At 58.5% G+C, this 16,222-nt stretch carries 13 protein-coding genes; 5 read left to right on the forward strand and 8 right to left on the reverse strand.

Going from position 1 to position 16,222, the window contains the following annotated elements; genetic code table 11:
• Window positions 1–155 precede the first annotated feature (155 nt).
• Both SIB38_RS01945 and SIB38_RS01950 read right to left on the reverse strand, forming a co-directional pair.
• Window positions 156–1,265, reverse strand: a complete 1,110-nt coding sequence (locus tag SIB38_RS01945) for an acyl-CoA dehydrogenase family protein (protein WP_294115734.1) — start codon at window positions 1,263–1,265, stop codon at window positions 156–158.
• 6 nt (window positions 1,266–1,271) lie between these two features.
• Window positions 1,272–2,450: an acyl-CoA dehydrogenase family protein gene (locus SIB38_RS01950; protein ID WP_294115732.1), complete on the reverse strand. Its 1,179-nt coding sequence runs from the start codon at window positions 2,448–2,450 to the stop codon at window positions 1,272–1,274.
• Between the two features lie 130 nt (window positions 2,451–2,580).
• Here SIB38_RS01950 and SIB38_RS01955 point away from each other — a divergent pair, with 130 nt between their 5' ends.
• Entirely contained in the window at window positions 2,581–3,201 is a 621-nt protein-coding gene (locus SIB38_RS01955) for a TetR family transcriptional regulator (RefSeq protein WP_412551225.1), read from the forward strand.
• Between the two features lie 279 nt (window positions 3,202–3,480).
• On the opposite strand, the gene SIB38_RS01960 is transcribed toward SIB38_RS01955, so the two are convergent.
• Entirely contained in the window at window positions 3,481–4,467 is a 987-nt protein-coding gene (locus SIB38_RS01960; RefSeq protein WP_294115728.1) for an adenosine kinase, read from the reverse strand.
• Window positions 4,464–5,108, reverse strand: a complete 645-nt coding sequence (gene nth, locus SIB38_RS01965; RefSeq protein WP_294115726.1) for an endonuclease III — start codon at window positions 5,106–5,108, stop codon at window positions 4,464–4,466. Before nth ends, SIB38_RS01960 begins: the two co-directional genes overlap by 4 nt.
• A gap of 732 nt (window positions 5,109–5,840) precedes the next feature.
• Between nth and dnaA the strand changes: the two genes are divergently transcribed.
• The 4 genes from dnaA to gyrB all read left to right on the forward strand — a co-directional run bounded on the left by dnaA (window position 5,841) and on the right by gyrB (window position 12,192).
• Entirely contained in the window at window positions 5,841–7,229 is a 1,389-nt protein-coding gene (gene dnaA, locus SIB38_RS01970; protein ID WP_412551226.1) for a chromosomal replication initiator protein DnaA, read from the forward strand.
• A 169-nt stretch (window positions 7,230–7,398) separates the two neighbouring features.
• A complete protein-coding gene (gene dnaN / locus SIB38_RS01975) occupies window positions 7,399–8,517 on the forward strand; it encodes a DNA polymerase III subunit beta (RefSeq protein ID WP_294115720.1) in 1,119 nt (372 codons plus the stop codon).
• Window positions 8,518–8,573: 56 nt separating this feature from the next.
• On the forward strand, window positions 8,574–9,680 hold the full coding sequence (recF, locus tag SIB38_RS01980) for a DNA replication/repair protein RecF (RefSeq protein WP_294115718.1): 1,107 nt from the start codon (window positions 8,574–8,576) through the stop codon (window positions 9,678–9,680).
• Window positions 9,681–9,774: 94 nt separating this feature from the next.
• Window positions 9,775–12,192 carry a DNA topoisomerase (ATP-hydrolyzing) subunit B gene (gyrB, locus tag SIB38_RS01985; RefSeq protein ID WP_294115716.1) on the forward strand — a complete coding sequence of 806 codons (2,418 nt, stop codon included), beginning with the start codon at window positions 9,775–9,777 and terminating at the stop codon, window positions 12,190–12,192.
• A gap of 1,152 nt (window positions 12,193–13,344) precedes the next feature.
• Here gyrB and SIB38_RS01990 read toward each other — a convergent pair.
• The 4 genes from SIB38_RS01990 to SIB38_RS02005 are packed head-to-tail and all read right to left on the reverse strand — an operon-like array spanning window position 13,345 to window position 16,151.
• The gene (locus SIB38_RS01990; RefSeq protein ID WP_412551228.1) at window positions 13,345–13,872 is read right to left on the reverse strand and encodes a hypothetical protein; all 528 of its coding nucleotides are present in this window, start codon (window positions 13,870–13,872) and stop codon (window positions 13,345–13,347) included.
• 21 nt (window positions 13,873–13,893) lie between these two features.
• Window positions 13,894–14,493 (reverse strand): short chain dehydrogenase, encoded by a 600-nt coding sequence (locus SIB38_RS01995; RefSeq protein ID WP_294115712.1) that lies wholly within the window; start codon window positions 14,491–14,493, stop codon window positions 13,894–13,896.
• 4 nt (window positions 14,494–14,497) lie between these two features.
• On the reverse strand, window positions 14,498–15,244 hold the full coding sequence (locus SIB38_RS02000; RefSeq protein ID WP_294115710.1) for a hypothetical protein: 747 nt from the start codon (window positions 15,242–15,244) through the stop codon (window positions 14,498–14,500).
• Window positions 15,234–16,151, reverse strand: coding sequence for a haloalkane dehalogenase (locus tag SIB38_RS02005; RefSeq protein WP_294115708.1), 918 nt, complete (start codon window positions 16,149–16,151; stop codon window positions 15,234–15,236). Before SIB38_RS02005 ends, SIB38_RS02000 begins: the two co-directional genes overlap by 11 nt.
• Between the last annotated feature and the right edge of the window lie 71 nt (window positions 16,152–16,222).

Genomic DNA, 16,222 nt, shown 5'->3' on the forward strand with positions numbered 1-16,222 from the left:
ATCCTCCCGTGCCGGTTAGGACCGGCTTTTTCTATGCTCAGTCTTCGGAGCGAAGGCTTTTGCGTCAAGTCTCCATTTCCCCGCTTGCGCAAAGCTCCGTTACGTCACCCCTCTTTTTCCATACGCCATCGTACGTTAAATGCACTCAACCCAAACTAGATGCCGCGCTGCCGCAAAATCCATTCGGTGTGATAGCCTGCGTCGCCCAGAAACTCGGTCAAGGCGCGGTCGCGTTTCATTAAGAGCCCCAGGTCCATCTCATCGGTCATGCCAATGCCGCCATGCATCTGCACACCTTCTTCGGTGGCCTGCCGCCCAACCCGCGCCATCTTGGCCTTGGCCGCACGGGTCAGGGTTTCGACCTCAGCACTGTCTTCATCCAATGCGTTCAACGCCGCTGCGATCAGCGAAGAGACCTGCGCCAACTCGCAATACAAATCCGCTGCCCGATGTTGCAGCGCCTGAAACTGCCCAATCAAAACGCCAAACTGTTTGCGCGTGCGCAGATAGTCATAGGTCTGCTCTGCCGCCGCTTTGGCTACCCCAAGCTGCTCCGCCGCCGCAATCGCGCGCCCCGCCGCAAGCGTCTTGGCCAAAATCTGGTCTGCTGCCGCCCCCTGCGCAAGGATGTCCGCCCCAGCAATCTCTACATCTTCAAAGATCACGGCCGCTGTGTTGCAATGGTCCAGCATCACCTGCGGCGCGCGCGTTACGCCAACTGCAAGGGGATCACACATCACCAAGCACAAGTCATCACCGCGCTTGGCGGTTACAATCAGACGATCCGCGACTCCACCATCCACTACGTAGGTTTTGCGCCCATTCAATTTCAGCGCGCCAGGCGCGCCTGTTACGGCTGTGGCAATCCGCTCCGGACGGTGTTTGGCCGCTTCATCCATCGCCAACGCAACCACGGCGTCGCCGGTGGCAATTTTGGGTGCCCAGTTTTGGGCTAGGTCGCCTCCAGCCGAAGCCAGCGCGGTGCCAGCTAAAATGGCGGAAGACACAAAAGGGCTGACCGTCAAGTTACGCCCCAGCTCTTCGGCAATAAGCCCCGCCGCGCGGTAACCCAACCCGACGCCACCGAGGGCCTCTGGAATCACGATCCCCATCCAGCCCATCTCGGCGAGGTCCGCCAAAATCGCGCTGTTCGCATCATCGCCAACCTCTCTCAGCGCACGAAACGCGGCAATGCCATGCCCATCGCGCAGAAACCCCGCCGCAGAATCGGCAATCAGCTGTTGGTCTTCGCTCAAAAGTTCCATGCGCCTTTACCCCGGCAGTTTCAAAACGGCTTTGGACAGGATCGACAACATCACTTCCGAGGTGCCGCCCTCGATGGTATTGGCCTTGGAGCGCAGCCAGTCTTTGGCCGCCTGCCCCGCATCATTGGCCGCGCCCTCCCAGACCAAATCGTCGCTGCCGCCAGCCGCCACGCGCAGGCTTTGGCGGCGCTTATTTAATTCGGTCCCGAGGTACTTCAACTCGGCAGACCGCGCACCCAATTCATGCCCCGCGCGCATGTAGGCGCCGGTCATATCCAGATGCGCATCAAAACAGAGTTCATCGACCAGAAACTGCCCCATCTCCGCGCGCAGCATGGGATCATCCAACCGGCCTGTGTCGTCCAAACCAATGGCTGCAAGCGCATCTGCCGCAAGATCCGACTTGGCAAAAAGCGCCGAGTCCGCCGCGCCAATCATTTCCCGCTCATGGGTCAGCAGGTATTTGGCAATCGTCCAGCCCTGCCCGCGTGCGCCGACAATCTGATCTTTGGGCACTTTCACACCATCAAAGAAGGTCTCGCAAAACGGCGAGGCACCAGAGATCAGCTTGATCGGTTTGGTGGAGACACCTGCGCTTTCCATGTCAAAGAGCAGGAAGGAAATGCCGGTGTGTTTCTTCTCCTCCGGCTCCGTGCGCACCAAGCAGAAAATCCAATCCGCCTTGTCGGCATAGGAGGTCCAGATCTTCTGCCCGGTGACCTCAAAGTGGTCTCCCCTATCCACGCCCTTGGTCTGCAACCCCGCCAGATCGGAGCCTGCACCGGGCTCGGAGTACCCCTGACACCAACGGATTTCGCCGCGCGCAATTAGGGGCAGGTAGTGGCGTTTCTGTTCTTCAGAGCCGAACTGCAACAAAGCCGGCCCCAACATCCAGATTCCAAAGCTTTGTAAGGGCGGCCGCGCATTGATGCGCTGCATCTCTTCGGCCAAAATCTTTTGTTCGTCACCAGAAAGCCCGCCGCCGCCGTAGGATTTAGGCCAGGCTGGCACTGTCCACCCTTTGGCAGCCATAGCCTCCAACCACTGCTTCTGCGCTGGCGAGCGAAACACAAACTTGCGCCCACCCCAACAGATGTCGTCCTCGCCCATCGGCGTGCGCATCTCCGCCGGGCAATTGACCTCCAGCCACGCGCGGGTCTCGCTGCGAAATGTGTCGATGTCCATGCAAATGCCCCTCCCAAGGCCTCCGCCCTTTGGGTCGGAGATTGCACCTGCGAGGCAAACATACTACTGAGTATGCTGTCAACGGAGGCGAATGGCGCGACGTTGCGTTAGTCAGATCCTGTGAGGCCCCATGGCGGACACCAAGAAACCAGCGATGAGCGCCTCAAAGGCCGAGGTTTTGGATGCCGCCGCCGAGGTCTTTATGCGGTTGGGGGCGGACACCGCGTCAATTGACGACGTGGCGCGTCAGCTTGGGTCCACGAAGGGGCGGATTTATCATCACTTCCCTTCCAAAGGTGTGCTTCTGGCCGAAGTCTGCCTACGCGCGGCGGATTTTGTACTGCAAAAAGTGCCGCCGGTGATTGCCCCGGACGCCGCACCGGAAGAGAACCTACGGCAGATGGTCCTGACCCATATTCCCGAGGTCCTGCGCACGCTGCCCTATCACAAGGTGATCATTCAGTCCTATGTCGGCGTGCAACAGAAATCGACCACTGCTCTGGAACGGGAGCTGTTTGCGCAAATCCAACAGGAGCGTAAGGCGTACGAGAACCTGTTTCGGAACGTCCTGCAAGCCGGCATGCAAGACGGTAGCTTCCGCACGCAAAACACCTCCATCGCGATGCAATCGCTGCTGCTTCTGATCAACGCACCGGTGTTCTGGTATCGCCCGCGCGCAGATGAGCCAGAGACTTTTGTGGCAGAACTCAGCGCCCAATTGGCAGATATGGCACTCGCGTCACTGCGATGAGAGGGGCCAGCCCCTCTTGGGCCGGATGGCCCATTTCATCCCGGGATATTGCAGGAATGAGAAGCACGTTAAGGCGCCCTTAACCAAAAGTTGCCAAGATGTTCTTGCGGAACAGGCTGGGAAGCCGATGGCCGTGAATGAGAAGACACCCTGATACCCTGTAAGCATCGCGCAATGTCGACCGGCAGGTATCAGGGTGCCTTTTGTTTTCTCATTCCCCAAATATCCCCGCCAGAGGCGTCTTACTTCACCACCAGCGCAGAACTTTGAGATAGCTCTCTAACCGATCAAACCGGCCTTCTGAAACAGCGCTTTGATGTCCGCCTCAGGCCGCGCGCCATAGTGGCTGATAACCTCTGCCGCCGCGATGCAGCCCATTTTGCCCGACACTTCCAGCGACTGGCCAGTGGCCACACCATAGAGGAAACCACAAGCAAACTGATCACCCGCACCGGTGGCGTCCACAGGCACAATTTCATTCACCGGCACGGTGGCCTCTTCGTCACCGCTCAGCAGCACAACGTCCTGACCAGACCGGGTGCACACAACCATGCCGCAGTCCTGGGCCGCCTGTTCAAGAGCCGCGCTCAGGTCGGTTTGATAGAGCGACTGCCATTCGTGTTCATTGCCAATCACAAAGTCGAGTTCTTTCACCAACCGGCGGAAATCATCGCGATGACGTTCCACGCAGAAGGGATCAGACAGAGCAATGCCAGCTTTACCGCCGCCGTCCTGGCAGAGCTTCGCGGCCCGCTCAAAAGCGGCTTTGCCTTTGGGCTTGTCATAGAGGTAGCCTTCAAGGAACAGCAGCTGCGCCTTGCCGGCCACGTCATCGGATACATCGTCCGGCCCCACTTCGGACGAGATGCCCAGATAGGTGTTCATCGAGCGCTCGCCGTCCGGGGAGACAAAGATCATCGACCGGGACGTCGGCAGCTCATCGTCCTCAACCAACGGGTTCACAAAATCGGTGCCGTCCGCTTGCATTTCGCTGGCGTAAAACTGCCCCAGCGCATCATCACTCACCCGTCCGATAAACCCAGTCGACAGGCCCAGTGCCCCTAGGCCCGCCAGCGTGTTGGCGACAGAACCGCCCGGCGCCTGCTTGCGGTTGGTCATCGCCGCATAGAGCATTTCGCCACGCTCTTTTTCCACCAGTTGCATGATGCCTTTTTGAATGCCCATCAGGTCCAGAAAGCTGTCGTCAGATTGGCTGATCACATCAACAACGGCATTGCCGATGCCAACCACTTGGTATTGCGTCATAAGTTTTTGTCCTCGAATAGGCAGAGATCACGGATGAGACAGGTGCCACACAGGGGCTTGCGTGCTTTGCACACGTAGCGGCCGTGCAGGATCATCCAATGATGGGCATGGAGCTGAAAGTCCACGGGAATTTGGTCTTCGATGGCCCGTTCCACCGCCACCACATCTTTTCCGGGGCACACACCGGAGCGATTGCCAAAGCGGAAGATATGCGTGTCCACGGCCTGCGCCGGATAACGCCACCACATATTCAGCACAACATTGGCGGTCTTACGCCCCACACCCGGCAGGCTTTCTAACGCCGCGCGGGAGTTGGGCACCTCTCCGCCGTAGTCATCCACCAGGATGCGGCTGAGTTTGATCACATTCTTGGCCTTATTGCGATAGAGCCCAATGGTCTTGATATGCTCGATCACCTCTTCTTCGCCAAGGTCGAGCATCTTCTGCGGGGTGTCCGCAATTTTGAACAGCTCTTTGGTGGCGCGGTTCACGCCCACATCCGTGGCCTGCGCCGACAGGGCCACAGCCACCACCAGCGTGTAAGCGTTGGTATGGTCCAGCTCCCCTTTGGGTTCGGCTTCGGCTGCCTCAAACCGGGAGAAGATCTCCCGGATGGTATGGTAATCCAGTTGCTTTGCCATCTGGCTGTTAATGCACGGACAGGCTGGTGCAAGCAAGAGCCGGATAGGGAGCGGGCGGACGTCGATCAACCCAGAGGGTCAAACCGATGTAAGTGAGTCGTGCTGAAACTGTGGGCGATTCCTTTTTTGCGACTCGCCGGTCGGCAAAACGGCTGTGGCAGAGGCGCAACAACCAGATGTGGCCACTGCCCGCAAAAGGCAGACAAAATCGGGGTTTTAGAGCCGAGTCCGAGCGGTTTTTCCATCCACAACGCCCGGGGATAATCTTGTGAATGCCTCGCCTTAGAACGGATCAAATTTTTCGTTAAGATTGTTTTATTACAGGCACTTAATAACCTGTGGATAGATTCTTTTTGGCGAATGCCTGAGTCAAGATCGAAGTTCAGTTGCCGGATTTGGCACCAGCTTGTTAGGTTCTCTCAGCGATTCATTTCGCCTTGGGGGGGACAGACGCCGACACACGGTGGCTTTGCCATACTGGGTGACTTAGCAGACCGCGCTTATTGAGAGTGCGGTTGCCATGGTTTCCGGGGTGTTCACCTGTTCCACAAAGCAGCGCATCAGCGCGCCGATGGCAACACGCAACCGGAGAGTAGGGACCTCCGGCATGGTTGTGTTTTGCCTGACGCAGCTTTGCCATTCGCGGCACCTTGGCGGGATGTGTCACGGGACATAAAGGCAGAGACCGGGCACAGCCCGGCACTAAAGACGTGTGAAGGAATACGGGGACAGATGACTGACGACGCATGGGGCGACATCCGACAAGGCCTACTCAAGACTGTGGGTCAAAATAATTTCAAAACCTGGATTGAGCCTGTCAATTTTTCCGAACTGAAAGATGGCGTGGCCACCTTTCATGTGCCGACCAATTTCATCGGCAACTACGTATCGCAAAATTATGGCGATCTGATCCTGCATCAGCTGAACCAGAACGGCGCAGACGTGCAGCGCTTGCAGTTCAAAGTGGCCGCCAAGACCACTGCACCGCGTGCCGCGGCCGCACCAAAAGCCGCTGTGCAAAAAGCCAGCGCTGCCGTAAAGCCAGCCGTGAGCGCGGCCTCTGACAACGGCGACATGGGCATGACCGGCGCGCCGCTGGATGCCCGCTTCACCTTTGACAATTTTGTCGTGGGCAAACCAAACGAACTGGCCAATGCCGCCGCGCGCCGCGTGGGCGAAGGCGGCCCGGTGACCTTTAACCCGCTGTTCCTTTATGGCGGCGTAGGTTTGGGTAAAACCCACCTCATGCATGCGATTGCCTGGGAGCTTCAGGCCCAGCGTCCGGATCTGAACGTGCTGTATCTGTCCGCAGAACAGTTCATGTACCGCTTTGTGCAAGCCCTGCGCGACCGCAAGATGATGGACTTCAAAGAGCTGTTCCGCTCTGTGGATGTGCTGATGGTCGACGATGTTCAGTTCATCGCGGGCAAAGACAGCACCCAGGAAGAGTTCTTCCACACCTTCAACGCGCTGGTGGATCAGAACAAACAGATCATCATCTCCGCCGACCGGGCCCCGGGTGAGATCAAAGACCTCGAAGAACGCATCAAGAGCCGCCTGCAATGCGGTCTGGTGGTAGACCTGCACCCAACCGACTACGAGTTGCGCCTTGGCATTTTGCAAAACAAGGTCGACACCTACCGCGAGCAGTATCCTGAGCTGCAACTTCAGGACGGCGTGCTGGAATTCCTCGCCCACCGCATCTCCACCAACGTGCGTGTGCTCGAAGGCGCCATGACCCGTCTGTTTGCCTTTGCCTCGCTGGTCGGTCGTGAAATCACCATGGAGCTCACCCAAGACTGTCTGTCCGATGTGCTGCGGGCCTCGGAACGCAAAATCTCTGTCGAAGAGATCCAGCGCAAAGTGGCAGAGCATTACAACATCCGTCTGTCCGACATGATTGGTCCCAAGCGCGTGCGCACCTTTGCCCGCCCGCGTCAGGTGGCGATGTACCTCTGTAAGCAGCTGACCAGCCGTTCCTTGCCCGAAATTGGCCGCCGCTTTGGTGGACGCGACCACACCACAGTGATGCACGGCGTGAAGCGCATCGAGGAGCTGCGCAACTCTGATGGACAGATTGCCGAGGACCTCGAGCTGCTGCGCCGCACATTGGAAGCCTAGGTTTTCGTGTGAAACGTGACCAAAACGCCGCGTCCCTTGGGCGCGGTGTTTTCTTTTGGTCGCTTGGCGCTTGACGCTCCCTGCGACTTCACAGACAAACCTAGGAAAAGACTTGTACCGTGAGACCACCTCGTTAAGGTGCCTGTCCCGGTAATCGGAGGGTGATGGGATGAAAATCAGTATTGAACGCGCCGTGCTGCTGAAAGCAGTGAGCCAAGCGCAATCGGTTGTGGAACGCCGCAACACCATTCCAATCCTTGCCAACGTGCTGATCGAAGCCGAAGGCGACACCGTGCAATTCCGCGCCACCGATTTGGACATTGAAGTGGTCGACAAGGCCAATGCCATGGTCGAGCGCGCCGGTGCCACCACTGTGGCGGCCACCACCCTGCACGAGATTGTGCGCAAGCTGCCCGACGGCGCGCTGGTGACCCTCACCGACGACAGCGCCGCAGGTCGCTTGACCGTGGAAGCCGGCCGCTCAAACTTCTCGCTGGCGACCCTGCCACGCGAAGACTTCCCGGTGATGGCCTCTTCTGAGTATTCGTCCAACTTCTCCGCCCCCGCGCCTGCGCTGCGCCGTCTGTTTGACAAGTCCAAGTTTGCGATCTCCACGGAAGAGACCCGCTATTACCTGAACGGCGTGTACATGCATGTGGCTGATGGTGAAGACGGCAAAGCGCTGCGCGCTGTGGCCACCGACGGTCACCGTCTGGCGCGGATTGACACCGACTTGCCAGCAGGTGCCACCGATATGCCCGGCGTGATTGTGCCGCGCAAAACCGTGGGCGAGCTGCGCAAGCTGTTGGACGACGATGATATGGAAATCGCCGTGTCGGTCAGCGAAACCAAAGTGCGTTTTGCCACCCCTAACATCACCCTGACATCCAAAGTGATCGACGGCACCTTCCCCGACTACACCCGGGTGATTCCGCAGGGCAATACCCGCAAGCTGGAAGTGGACGCGGCCGAGTTTGCCAAAGCCGTGGACCGTGTGGCGACCGTTTCTTCTGAGCGGTCCCGCGCGGTGAAACTGCAGCTGGACGAAGACCGTCTGGTGCTGTCGGTGAACTCGCCGGACAGCGGCGCAGCGGAAGAAGAGCTGGTTGTGGCGTATAACGACGAGCGTCTGGAAATTGGCTTTAACGCCAAATACCTGCTGGAGATCGCCAGCCAGGTGGACCGCGAAAACGCCGTGTTCATGTTCAACTCTGCCGGTGACCCGACTCTGATGCGCGAAGGGGGTGACACCTCCGCTGTCTATGTCGTGATGCCGATGCGGGTATAAACCGCTGACGCGGTTGCCTGCGGCGCAGGTATTTGAAGAAAGAGAAAGCCGGGCCCGTGTCTGAGCTGTTTCTGAAATCCCTGAGCCTGTCTCATTTCCGATCCCACAAAAAGGGCGCGCTCACCTGTGATGCGCGTCCTGTGGCCTTGTTTGGCCCCAATGGCGCGGGCAAGACCAATATCCTTGAGGCGGTGTCGCTGTTTTCACCGGGTCGGGGCATTCGCCGGGCCAGTGCCGAAGACATGACACGCCGACCAGAGGCGATTGGCTGGAAACTCTCCGGCCTGCTGCAAGCCACCAACCAAACCTACGAGATCGACATCCGCTCGGAGAACGGCGCCGCGCGGCAGGTGCATGTCGACAACAAAGCCGCGCCACAGACGCAGTTGGGGCGGATTTGCCGGGTGTTGTGGCTGATCCCAGCAATGGATCGACTGTGGATCGAAGGGGCCGAGGGGCGGCGGCGGTTTCTCGACCGCATGACTCTCAGCTTCTACCCGGAACATGCCGAGGCCAGTCTCGCCTATGAAAAGGCGATGCGGGAGCGCAACCGCCTGCTGAAAGAGCAGATCAGCGATGCCCATTGGTATGTCGCGCTGGAGCGGCAGATGGCCGAGGCCGGTGCTCGCATTCATCAAGCCCGCGAAGCCAGTATGGAGCGCCTGCTGGACGCGCAGGCGGCCACGCAGACTGCTTTCCCAGTGGCGGAGTTGGAACTGATGCAAAGCGAAGGCGCGATGCCCGCGACGGAGGCCGACCTATTGGAGGCCTTGGCTGAGAGCCGATTCCGCGATATTGCCGCCGGGCGCACGTTGGTGGGGCCACATCGCACCGACATGTTGGGCACCTTTCGTGAGAAAGGCGTGCCCGCCAAAGATTGTTCTACCGGCGAACAGAAAGCCCTGCTGGTGTCGCTGATCCTGGCCAATGCGCGGGCGCTGAAAGACGACATTGGCGCCGCACCTATCCTGCTCTTGGATGAGGTCGCAGCACACCTAGATCCCGACCGCCGCGCGGCGCTCTATGACGAGATTTGTGCCCTTGGGGCGCAGGCCTGGATGACCGGCACGGAGGTCGGTTTGTTTGAGGCTTTGGGAGACCGGGCCCAATATGTCGAAGTCACGGATGAGGCTGGGATTTCCAGCTTATCGACACCGCGTTGATCCCCCTGTGTAAGATCACAAAAATACCTGTCATTTGCGTGACATCCCCGCCCAAACCCGATATAAAATCCGGAAATGAAAAAGGGCGACATGTATGTCTGACAACGCGCAAAATCCCGAGCAATATGGCGCGGATTCCATTAAAGTTCTCAAAGGCTTGGAAGCGGTGCGGAAGCGTCCGGGCATGTATATCGGGGACACCGACGATGGCTCGGGTCTGCACCACATGGTCTATGAGGTCGTGGACAACGGCATCGACGAGGCGCTGGCCGGTCATGCGGACGCTGTTACCGTGAAAATCCACGCCGACAGCTCGGTGTCGGTGAGCGACAACGGACGCGGGATTCCGGTGGATATTCATCCGGAAGAAGGCGTGTCCGCGGCGGAGGTCATCATGACCCAGCTGCACGCCGGTGGTAAGTTTGACAGCAACTCCTACAAGGTCTCCGGCGGTCTGCACGGCGTGGGCGTTTCGGTTGTGAACGCCCTGTCGGTCTGGCTGGAACTGCGCATCTGGCGCAACGGCAAAGAGCACTACGCCAAGTTTGAGCATGGCGACTGTACGCATCACCTCGAAGTGGTCGGCGACTGTGGTGATCGCACCGGGACTGAGGTCCGCTTCATGGCCTCCACCGACACGTTCTCCAACATCGAATACTCATTTGAGACGCTGGAAAAGCGTCTGCGCGAGCTGGCCTTCCTGAACTCCGGCGTGCGCATCATCATCGAAGATGAACGCCCTGCCGAAGCGCTGCGCACCGAACTGTTTTACGACGGCGGCGTGAATGAGTTTGTAAAATACATCGACCGTCACAAAACCCCGCTAATGGAAGCGCCGATCTATGTGAAAGGCGAAAAGGACGACATCGGGGTTGAGGTCGCAATGTGGTGGAACGACAGCTACCACGAGAATGTGTTGCCGTTCACCAACAACATTCCGCAGCGCGATGGCGGCACGCATATCGCAGGCTTCCGTGGCGCGCTGACCCGGACCTTGCAGAAATACGCGCAGGAAAGCGGCATCGCGAAAAAAGAAAAGGTCAGCTTCACCGGCGACGACGCCCGCGAAGGCCTGACCTGTGTGCTGTCGGTGAAAGTGCCGGACCCGAAGTTCAGCTCGCAGACCAAAGACAAGCTGGTGAGCTCCGAAGTGCGCCCGGCGGTCGAAGGCTTGCTGGGGGAAAAACTGGCCGAGTGGTTTGAAGAAAACCCGCAAACCGCCAAGATGATCGTCTCCAAGATTGTAGAAGCGGCCCATGCCCGTGAAGCCGCGCGTAAGGCACGTGAGCTGACCCGCCGCAAAACCGCAATGGATGTGAACTTCCTGGCTGGCAAGCTCAAAGATTGCTCCGAGAAAGACCCATCCAAAACCGAAGTCTTCCTGGTGGAGGGTGACTCCGCTGGTGGCTCTGCCCAAACTGGACGTGACCGGAAAACCCAGGCGATCCTGCCGTTGCGCGGTAAGATCCTGAACGTTGAGCGTGCCCGGTTTGACCGGATGCTGTCGAGCCAAGAGATCGGCAACCTGGTGATGGCGCTTGGCACCGGCATTGGCCGCGATGAGTTCAATGTGGACAAGCTGCGCTACCACAAAGTGGTGATCATGACCGATGCGGACGTCGATGGCGCGCACATTCGAACCCTGCTGCTGACCTTCTTCTACCGTCAGATGCCGGAGTTGATCGAAATGGGTCACCTCTACATCGCGCAACCGCCGCTGTACAAAGTGGCGCGCGGCAAGTCGGAAGTTTACCTGAAAGACCAGGCGGCGCTGGACGATTATCTGGTGAACCAGGGCATCGAGGGTGCCGTACTGAAGCTGGGCTCCGGCGCAGAAATGACCGGCCAGGATCTGGCGCGTGTTGTGACCGAGGCCCGCCAACTCAAGCAAGTGCTGGACGCCTTCCCAACCCATTATCCACGCCACATTCTGGAACAGGCCGCCATCGCGGGCGCCTTTGTGCCCGGCGCGGTGGATGCGGATCTGCAGGGTGTGGCTGACAAAGTTGCCGCCCGTCTGGATTTGATTGCCCTGGAATATGAGCGCGGCTGGACTGGCCGCATCACTCAGGATCACGGCATCAAGCTGGCCCGTATTCTGCGGGGTGTGGAAGAAGTGCGCACACTGGACGGCCCGATGCTGCGGTCCGGCGAGGCACGCAAATCCGGCACCTTCACCGAAAGCCTGCAAGAGGTCTACAACACCTCCGCAACGCTGGTGCGCAAAGACCGCAGCCAAGTCATCAACGGCCCGCTAGACCTTCTGGCGGCGATCCTGGCAGAGGGCGAAAAGGGCCTGACGCTGCAGCGCTACAAAGGTCTGGGCGAAATGAACCCGGATCAGCTTTGGGAAACCACACTAGACCCGGATGCCCGCACCTTGCTGCAGGTGAAGGTCGAGGACATAGCCGAGGCGGATGACCTCTTCACCAAGTTGATGGGCGATGTTGTGGAGCCGCGCCGCGAGTTCATTCAGAAAAACGCACTGAGCGTGGAAAACCTCGACTTCTAAGTCGATGCACACAGCAAGATATGACTAGGGCTGCCGACGTTCGTCGCAGCCCTATCATGGGCGCGGCGATTGTTTTGAAAGCTGAGAACCTGTTGGCTGCCTTGGCAACCACGTGGCTACGCCCAAGTTACCTTTCAGACTTATGTAGAAACTGGAGACTTCGCCGTCGAACTCGACCGGGGATTTGTAGGGACATTTCGGACGCATGACTGGCGCCAACTGGCTTGTCCTAAGGCGGTGGTGCAATCAGTTGGCATCAAAGGCACGATCGACCAAATGGAGATTGGCAGAGAGGTTTTCGAGAAACTCCGACACGCCGCGCCATTCTTCGTCTTGACCCGGTGATTGACGGCAACGACCTAGGGTCGCCCCAAACAACCGTCGGCGTCAGATTCTGAGCCTTGTTGGCCCCGCGCGCTCCCCTAAAGCCTGGCTTTGGGGCACCCATTCGACCTGTTAAAAGCGCTTTCCCCTTCCGATAGGGCCACCTATCGTTGCCTCTTCATAATCGGTGCCCGCTTCTGGAAGCCAAAACTAGGACAGGTTGCGTCTGCCTTGTTCCATCGGTGAAACGCTTGGACGCAGAGTTTTACTTCCCCAATTTTCATGGCGGTTTCCATCCCTGATCCTCCGCATAACGTATTGGTAAGAAGTTGATCTCCATTGGGATGAAACTCTGAACAGGTACTCACTAAATTGGGGAGCCGGAACGTGGGGAGATCCATGACGTCACCCAATATCAACCCAAAGCAGATCCGCCAAAATTTTTCGGAAGCATTCCATGAACCACCTAATAGCCCTATCAGCAGTCCTATTCCCATCAGCATGCGTGGGGTCTGACCTCCCATCTGCGCAATAAGCTGCGCTAGAGGGAAACTCGATTAACCCAGCCAACGCGGGCGCTGTTCAATCTGAGGGCAGTGACTTGCGAGTTAACGTCAACAACTCACGCACCGTTGGAAGGGTTCAAGCTGTTCCAGGTCAAGCGAATATCTTGCAAATGGAAAAAGTTGTTTCTCCGCGAACCGGATGCCGTTCAGAAGCCCCAGTAAACGCTGACGGTTTGTTCAGCACCTGATGAGGGGAGGCGGTATGACAGGCACCACCGCGCCAAAAAGCGGGTTCTTCCGAGCCTGTCATGATTGGTTTGAATCAGCGTTGCGGGGTTCCGGGAAGTGCGAGCCTCGTGCCAACAACTTGCGCGACCGTGGCGGGCGAGCCGAGCGTTTTGGTGTTTGGGGCCGGGCAGTGGTCAACCGAGCACGGCAAGTAATAGAGATCCGCCTCAGCTTTGAACGCGTCAGCACCATCCTGCATCTCGCCTCGATAGACGGTGACGTTCATACCTTTGGGGGCGCCTGTTACGGCATCGGCGAGAAAGGCAAACATGTGGATTTCAAAGCCGTTGCCGTCGACCTTGGTGATGCTGGCCGGGCTGTCAGTGAACTTCATCCCACCGGCGCCGAACATCCAGCCGCCCACAATGTCTACGGTGCCGCCGGCATCCACATTCATGATGTTCTGATAGGCACCGCCATCGGGTAGCACACCAGTAACCTCGACAAACCAGGTGCCAGTCAATTGCTCCATAACGGGTGTTGCGGTGTCGGCGGCGTGGCTGGCAGTGGCTGTAATCAGCGCAAGCGCAGTGGCAAGGGGCTTGAGGATTGAGAGTTTCATGTTGGCAGTCCTTTTTCGGGATCAGGCAAAGTCGGGAGTGGCCAGGATCTGGCCATGCATGTCACCGGCCACGGCCGCGAGATAGCTTTTGGCGGTGTCGGCGGCAGACAGGCCGCCATCTGTGGGCAGACCGAAAAGCTCCATGCTTTCCTTAACAAAGATCGGCGAAACCACGTTCAGCCGCACGGTCTCTACTTCGGTGGCTGCGGTTCGGGTGAATGCCTCGATCGCGGCGCAGGAGGCCGCAATTGCGCTGGTGGATGGCATGGGGTTTTGAGCGGCTACGCCGGAGGTGAGTGTGATTGATCCGCCCGGCGCGACCGCACTCAGGCCCAGACGCAGCACGTTCAACTGGCCTTTCATCTGCGTGTCCACGGTCCGATTGAAATCGTCATCGCTCATGGTGGCCAGCGGGGCCATCACCCCGTCGCCCGCCGCGCTGATAATCGCATCCACCCGACCTGTCTTTGCAAACAGCGCGCGCAGGCTGGCGGGGTCGGAGATGTCGACATGCAGGTCGCCGGAGCTGCGCGAGGCGGTGATCAGGTCATGGCCGGCCGACAGGGCGTGCGAGACCGCGCGCCCGATCATGCCGGACGCTCCAATAAGAAGGATTTTCATGGGGTTACTCCGATGTGTAGGGCGGTTTTAGCCCAAGGGTTGTCGAGAAGGTTTTCAACAGCGCGTCTTTGGCGCTGCCCAGAAACGGTGTGCCGTGGGATGGCAGAAGGTGCCGGAAGTGCAACGCCGCCACCCTGTTGAACTCTTGCGGGTCCGGCGTGCAAAAGCGCAGCCACTCAGGGCCGATATTGGCAGGCTTGAAGAACCCGGCCTGGCCCATGCGCTCAGCTGCGATCTCGCTGAAAAAGGCGTCCGGCTTGGTCCAGTTCTGCAAGCTGTCTGCGGTGATCAGGATGCCGTCCTCGCGCTCCAGCAGGAACATGCCTTCCGGCAAGGTCGATGTCTCGTAGGTGAAAAGCGACAAGCCCGGTGCGGGCATCTCACCCCCCACCTGCAGAATGTGGTCCGGTTTCAGGCCGCCCTTGTGGTCCATCCCCGCCAATGCCCAGAGCGTTGCACCGTAGCGGCGCACGTAGAAGGGATCGTCTAACCCGTTCTGTGCACCCAGGTGATAACCGCCCAATTTGACGATATGCGTGACTTGCCCAAGTGCCTGAAGCGCGGCCAGGCCCTCTTCGGACAGGCGTATCGGGCTGATCAGGGTTAGGGCGTCGCCGTCGCGCAGAATGGTCATCGCGCGACTGATGCGCATACCCGGCACCATGTCGACGCTGCCGGTCACGTGAAAAATATCAGGAAAGATCTCGGTGATCTCACCATGTGGTGTGGCAGAGGGGAAGTCATACGGCATGACGTGTTCCTTCGGTTTGCGCGTTGTTCAGGTTGAGATACCAACCGGCCAGAGCGCGTCCGATCTCATGCGGGTAGTCTTCCTGTAGGAAATGCAGGCCTTCCCCCAAATCAACGCTGGTCAGGTTGCGAAAGTTATCCTTGATCCAAGCCACGTCTTTTTGGCGGATCAACACACCCGGATCAGCGTGAAAAAACAGCTTAGGAATAGGAGTTTCCGTCAGCCAGTTAGAATACGCCTCCACTGCGCGTGAAATATGCTCAGGCTTACCTTCGACCGGAACGTCGCGCGGGAAAACGTAAACCGGCTTGCGGCTTTTGACCGTGGGAAACGGTGCGAGGTAGGCGGCCATTTCCTGTTGGCTCAGATCGCGCTTGATCCAATCGGGCAGCATTTGCTTCACGAAACTGTTCATAACGCCAAGCATCAGCCAGCTGGCAAAGGGCGCGCGGATCAGACGCATCAGCAGCTTATCGCTGCGCGCCATGGCGGCAAAATCGATCTCGCGATGCATCGCCTCCATGAAGACGATGCCCTTGATCTTGTCACGGTGCTGATTTGCGTAGTGGAACCCAAGGCCAGACCCCCAATCCTGCACCACAAGGGTAATATCGGTCAGGCCCAGAGCCTCGATGAACCCCTCGAGATAAGCGTAGCTATCGTCAAAACCGTAAGAAATGTCGGGCTTGTCGGACTTGCCGAACCCGATCAGATCTACAGCAATAGCACGGGCATATGGCGTGACGTGGGGAATGATGTTGCGCCAGATGTAAGAGGAGGCCGGGTTGCCATGGACAAATAGGATGGGATCGCCCGTACCGTCTTCAACATAGTGAATCCGGCTGCCCATCACCTCGACAAACCGCGACGCGAAAGGGAAATCGGGGGAGATTGTTGCATTGGTCATGTCGGATGTCCGCGTAGCTGTCGTCTGACATCGGAATACGCCCACAATACGTCAGGAAAAAGCATAGCTTT

Source organism: Shimia sp. MIT910701, assembly GCF_047126315.1.
In the GTDB taxonomy this organism is placed as follows: Bacteria; Pseudomonadota; Alphaproteobacteria; order Rhodobacterales; family Rhodobacteraceae; genus Shimia.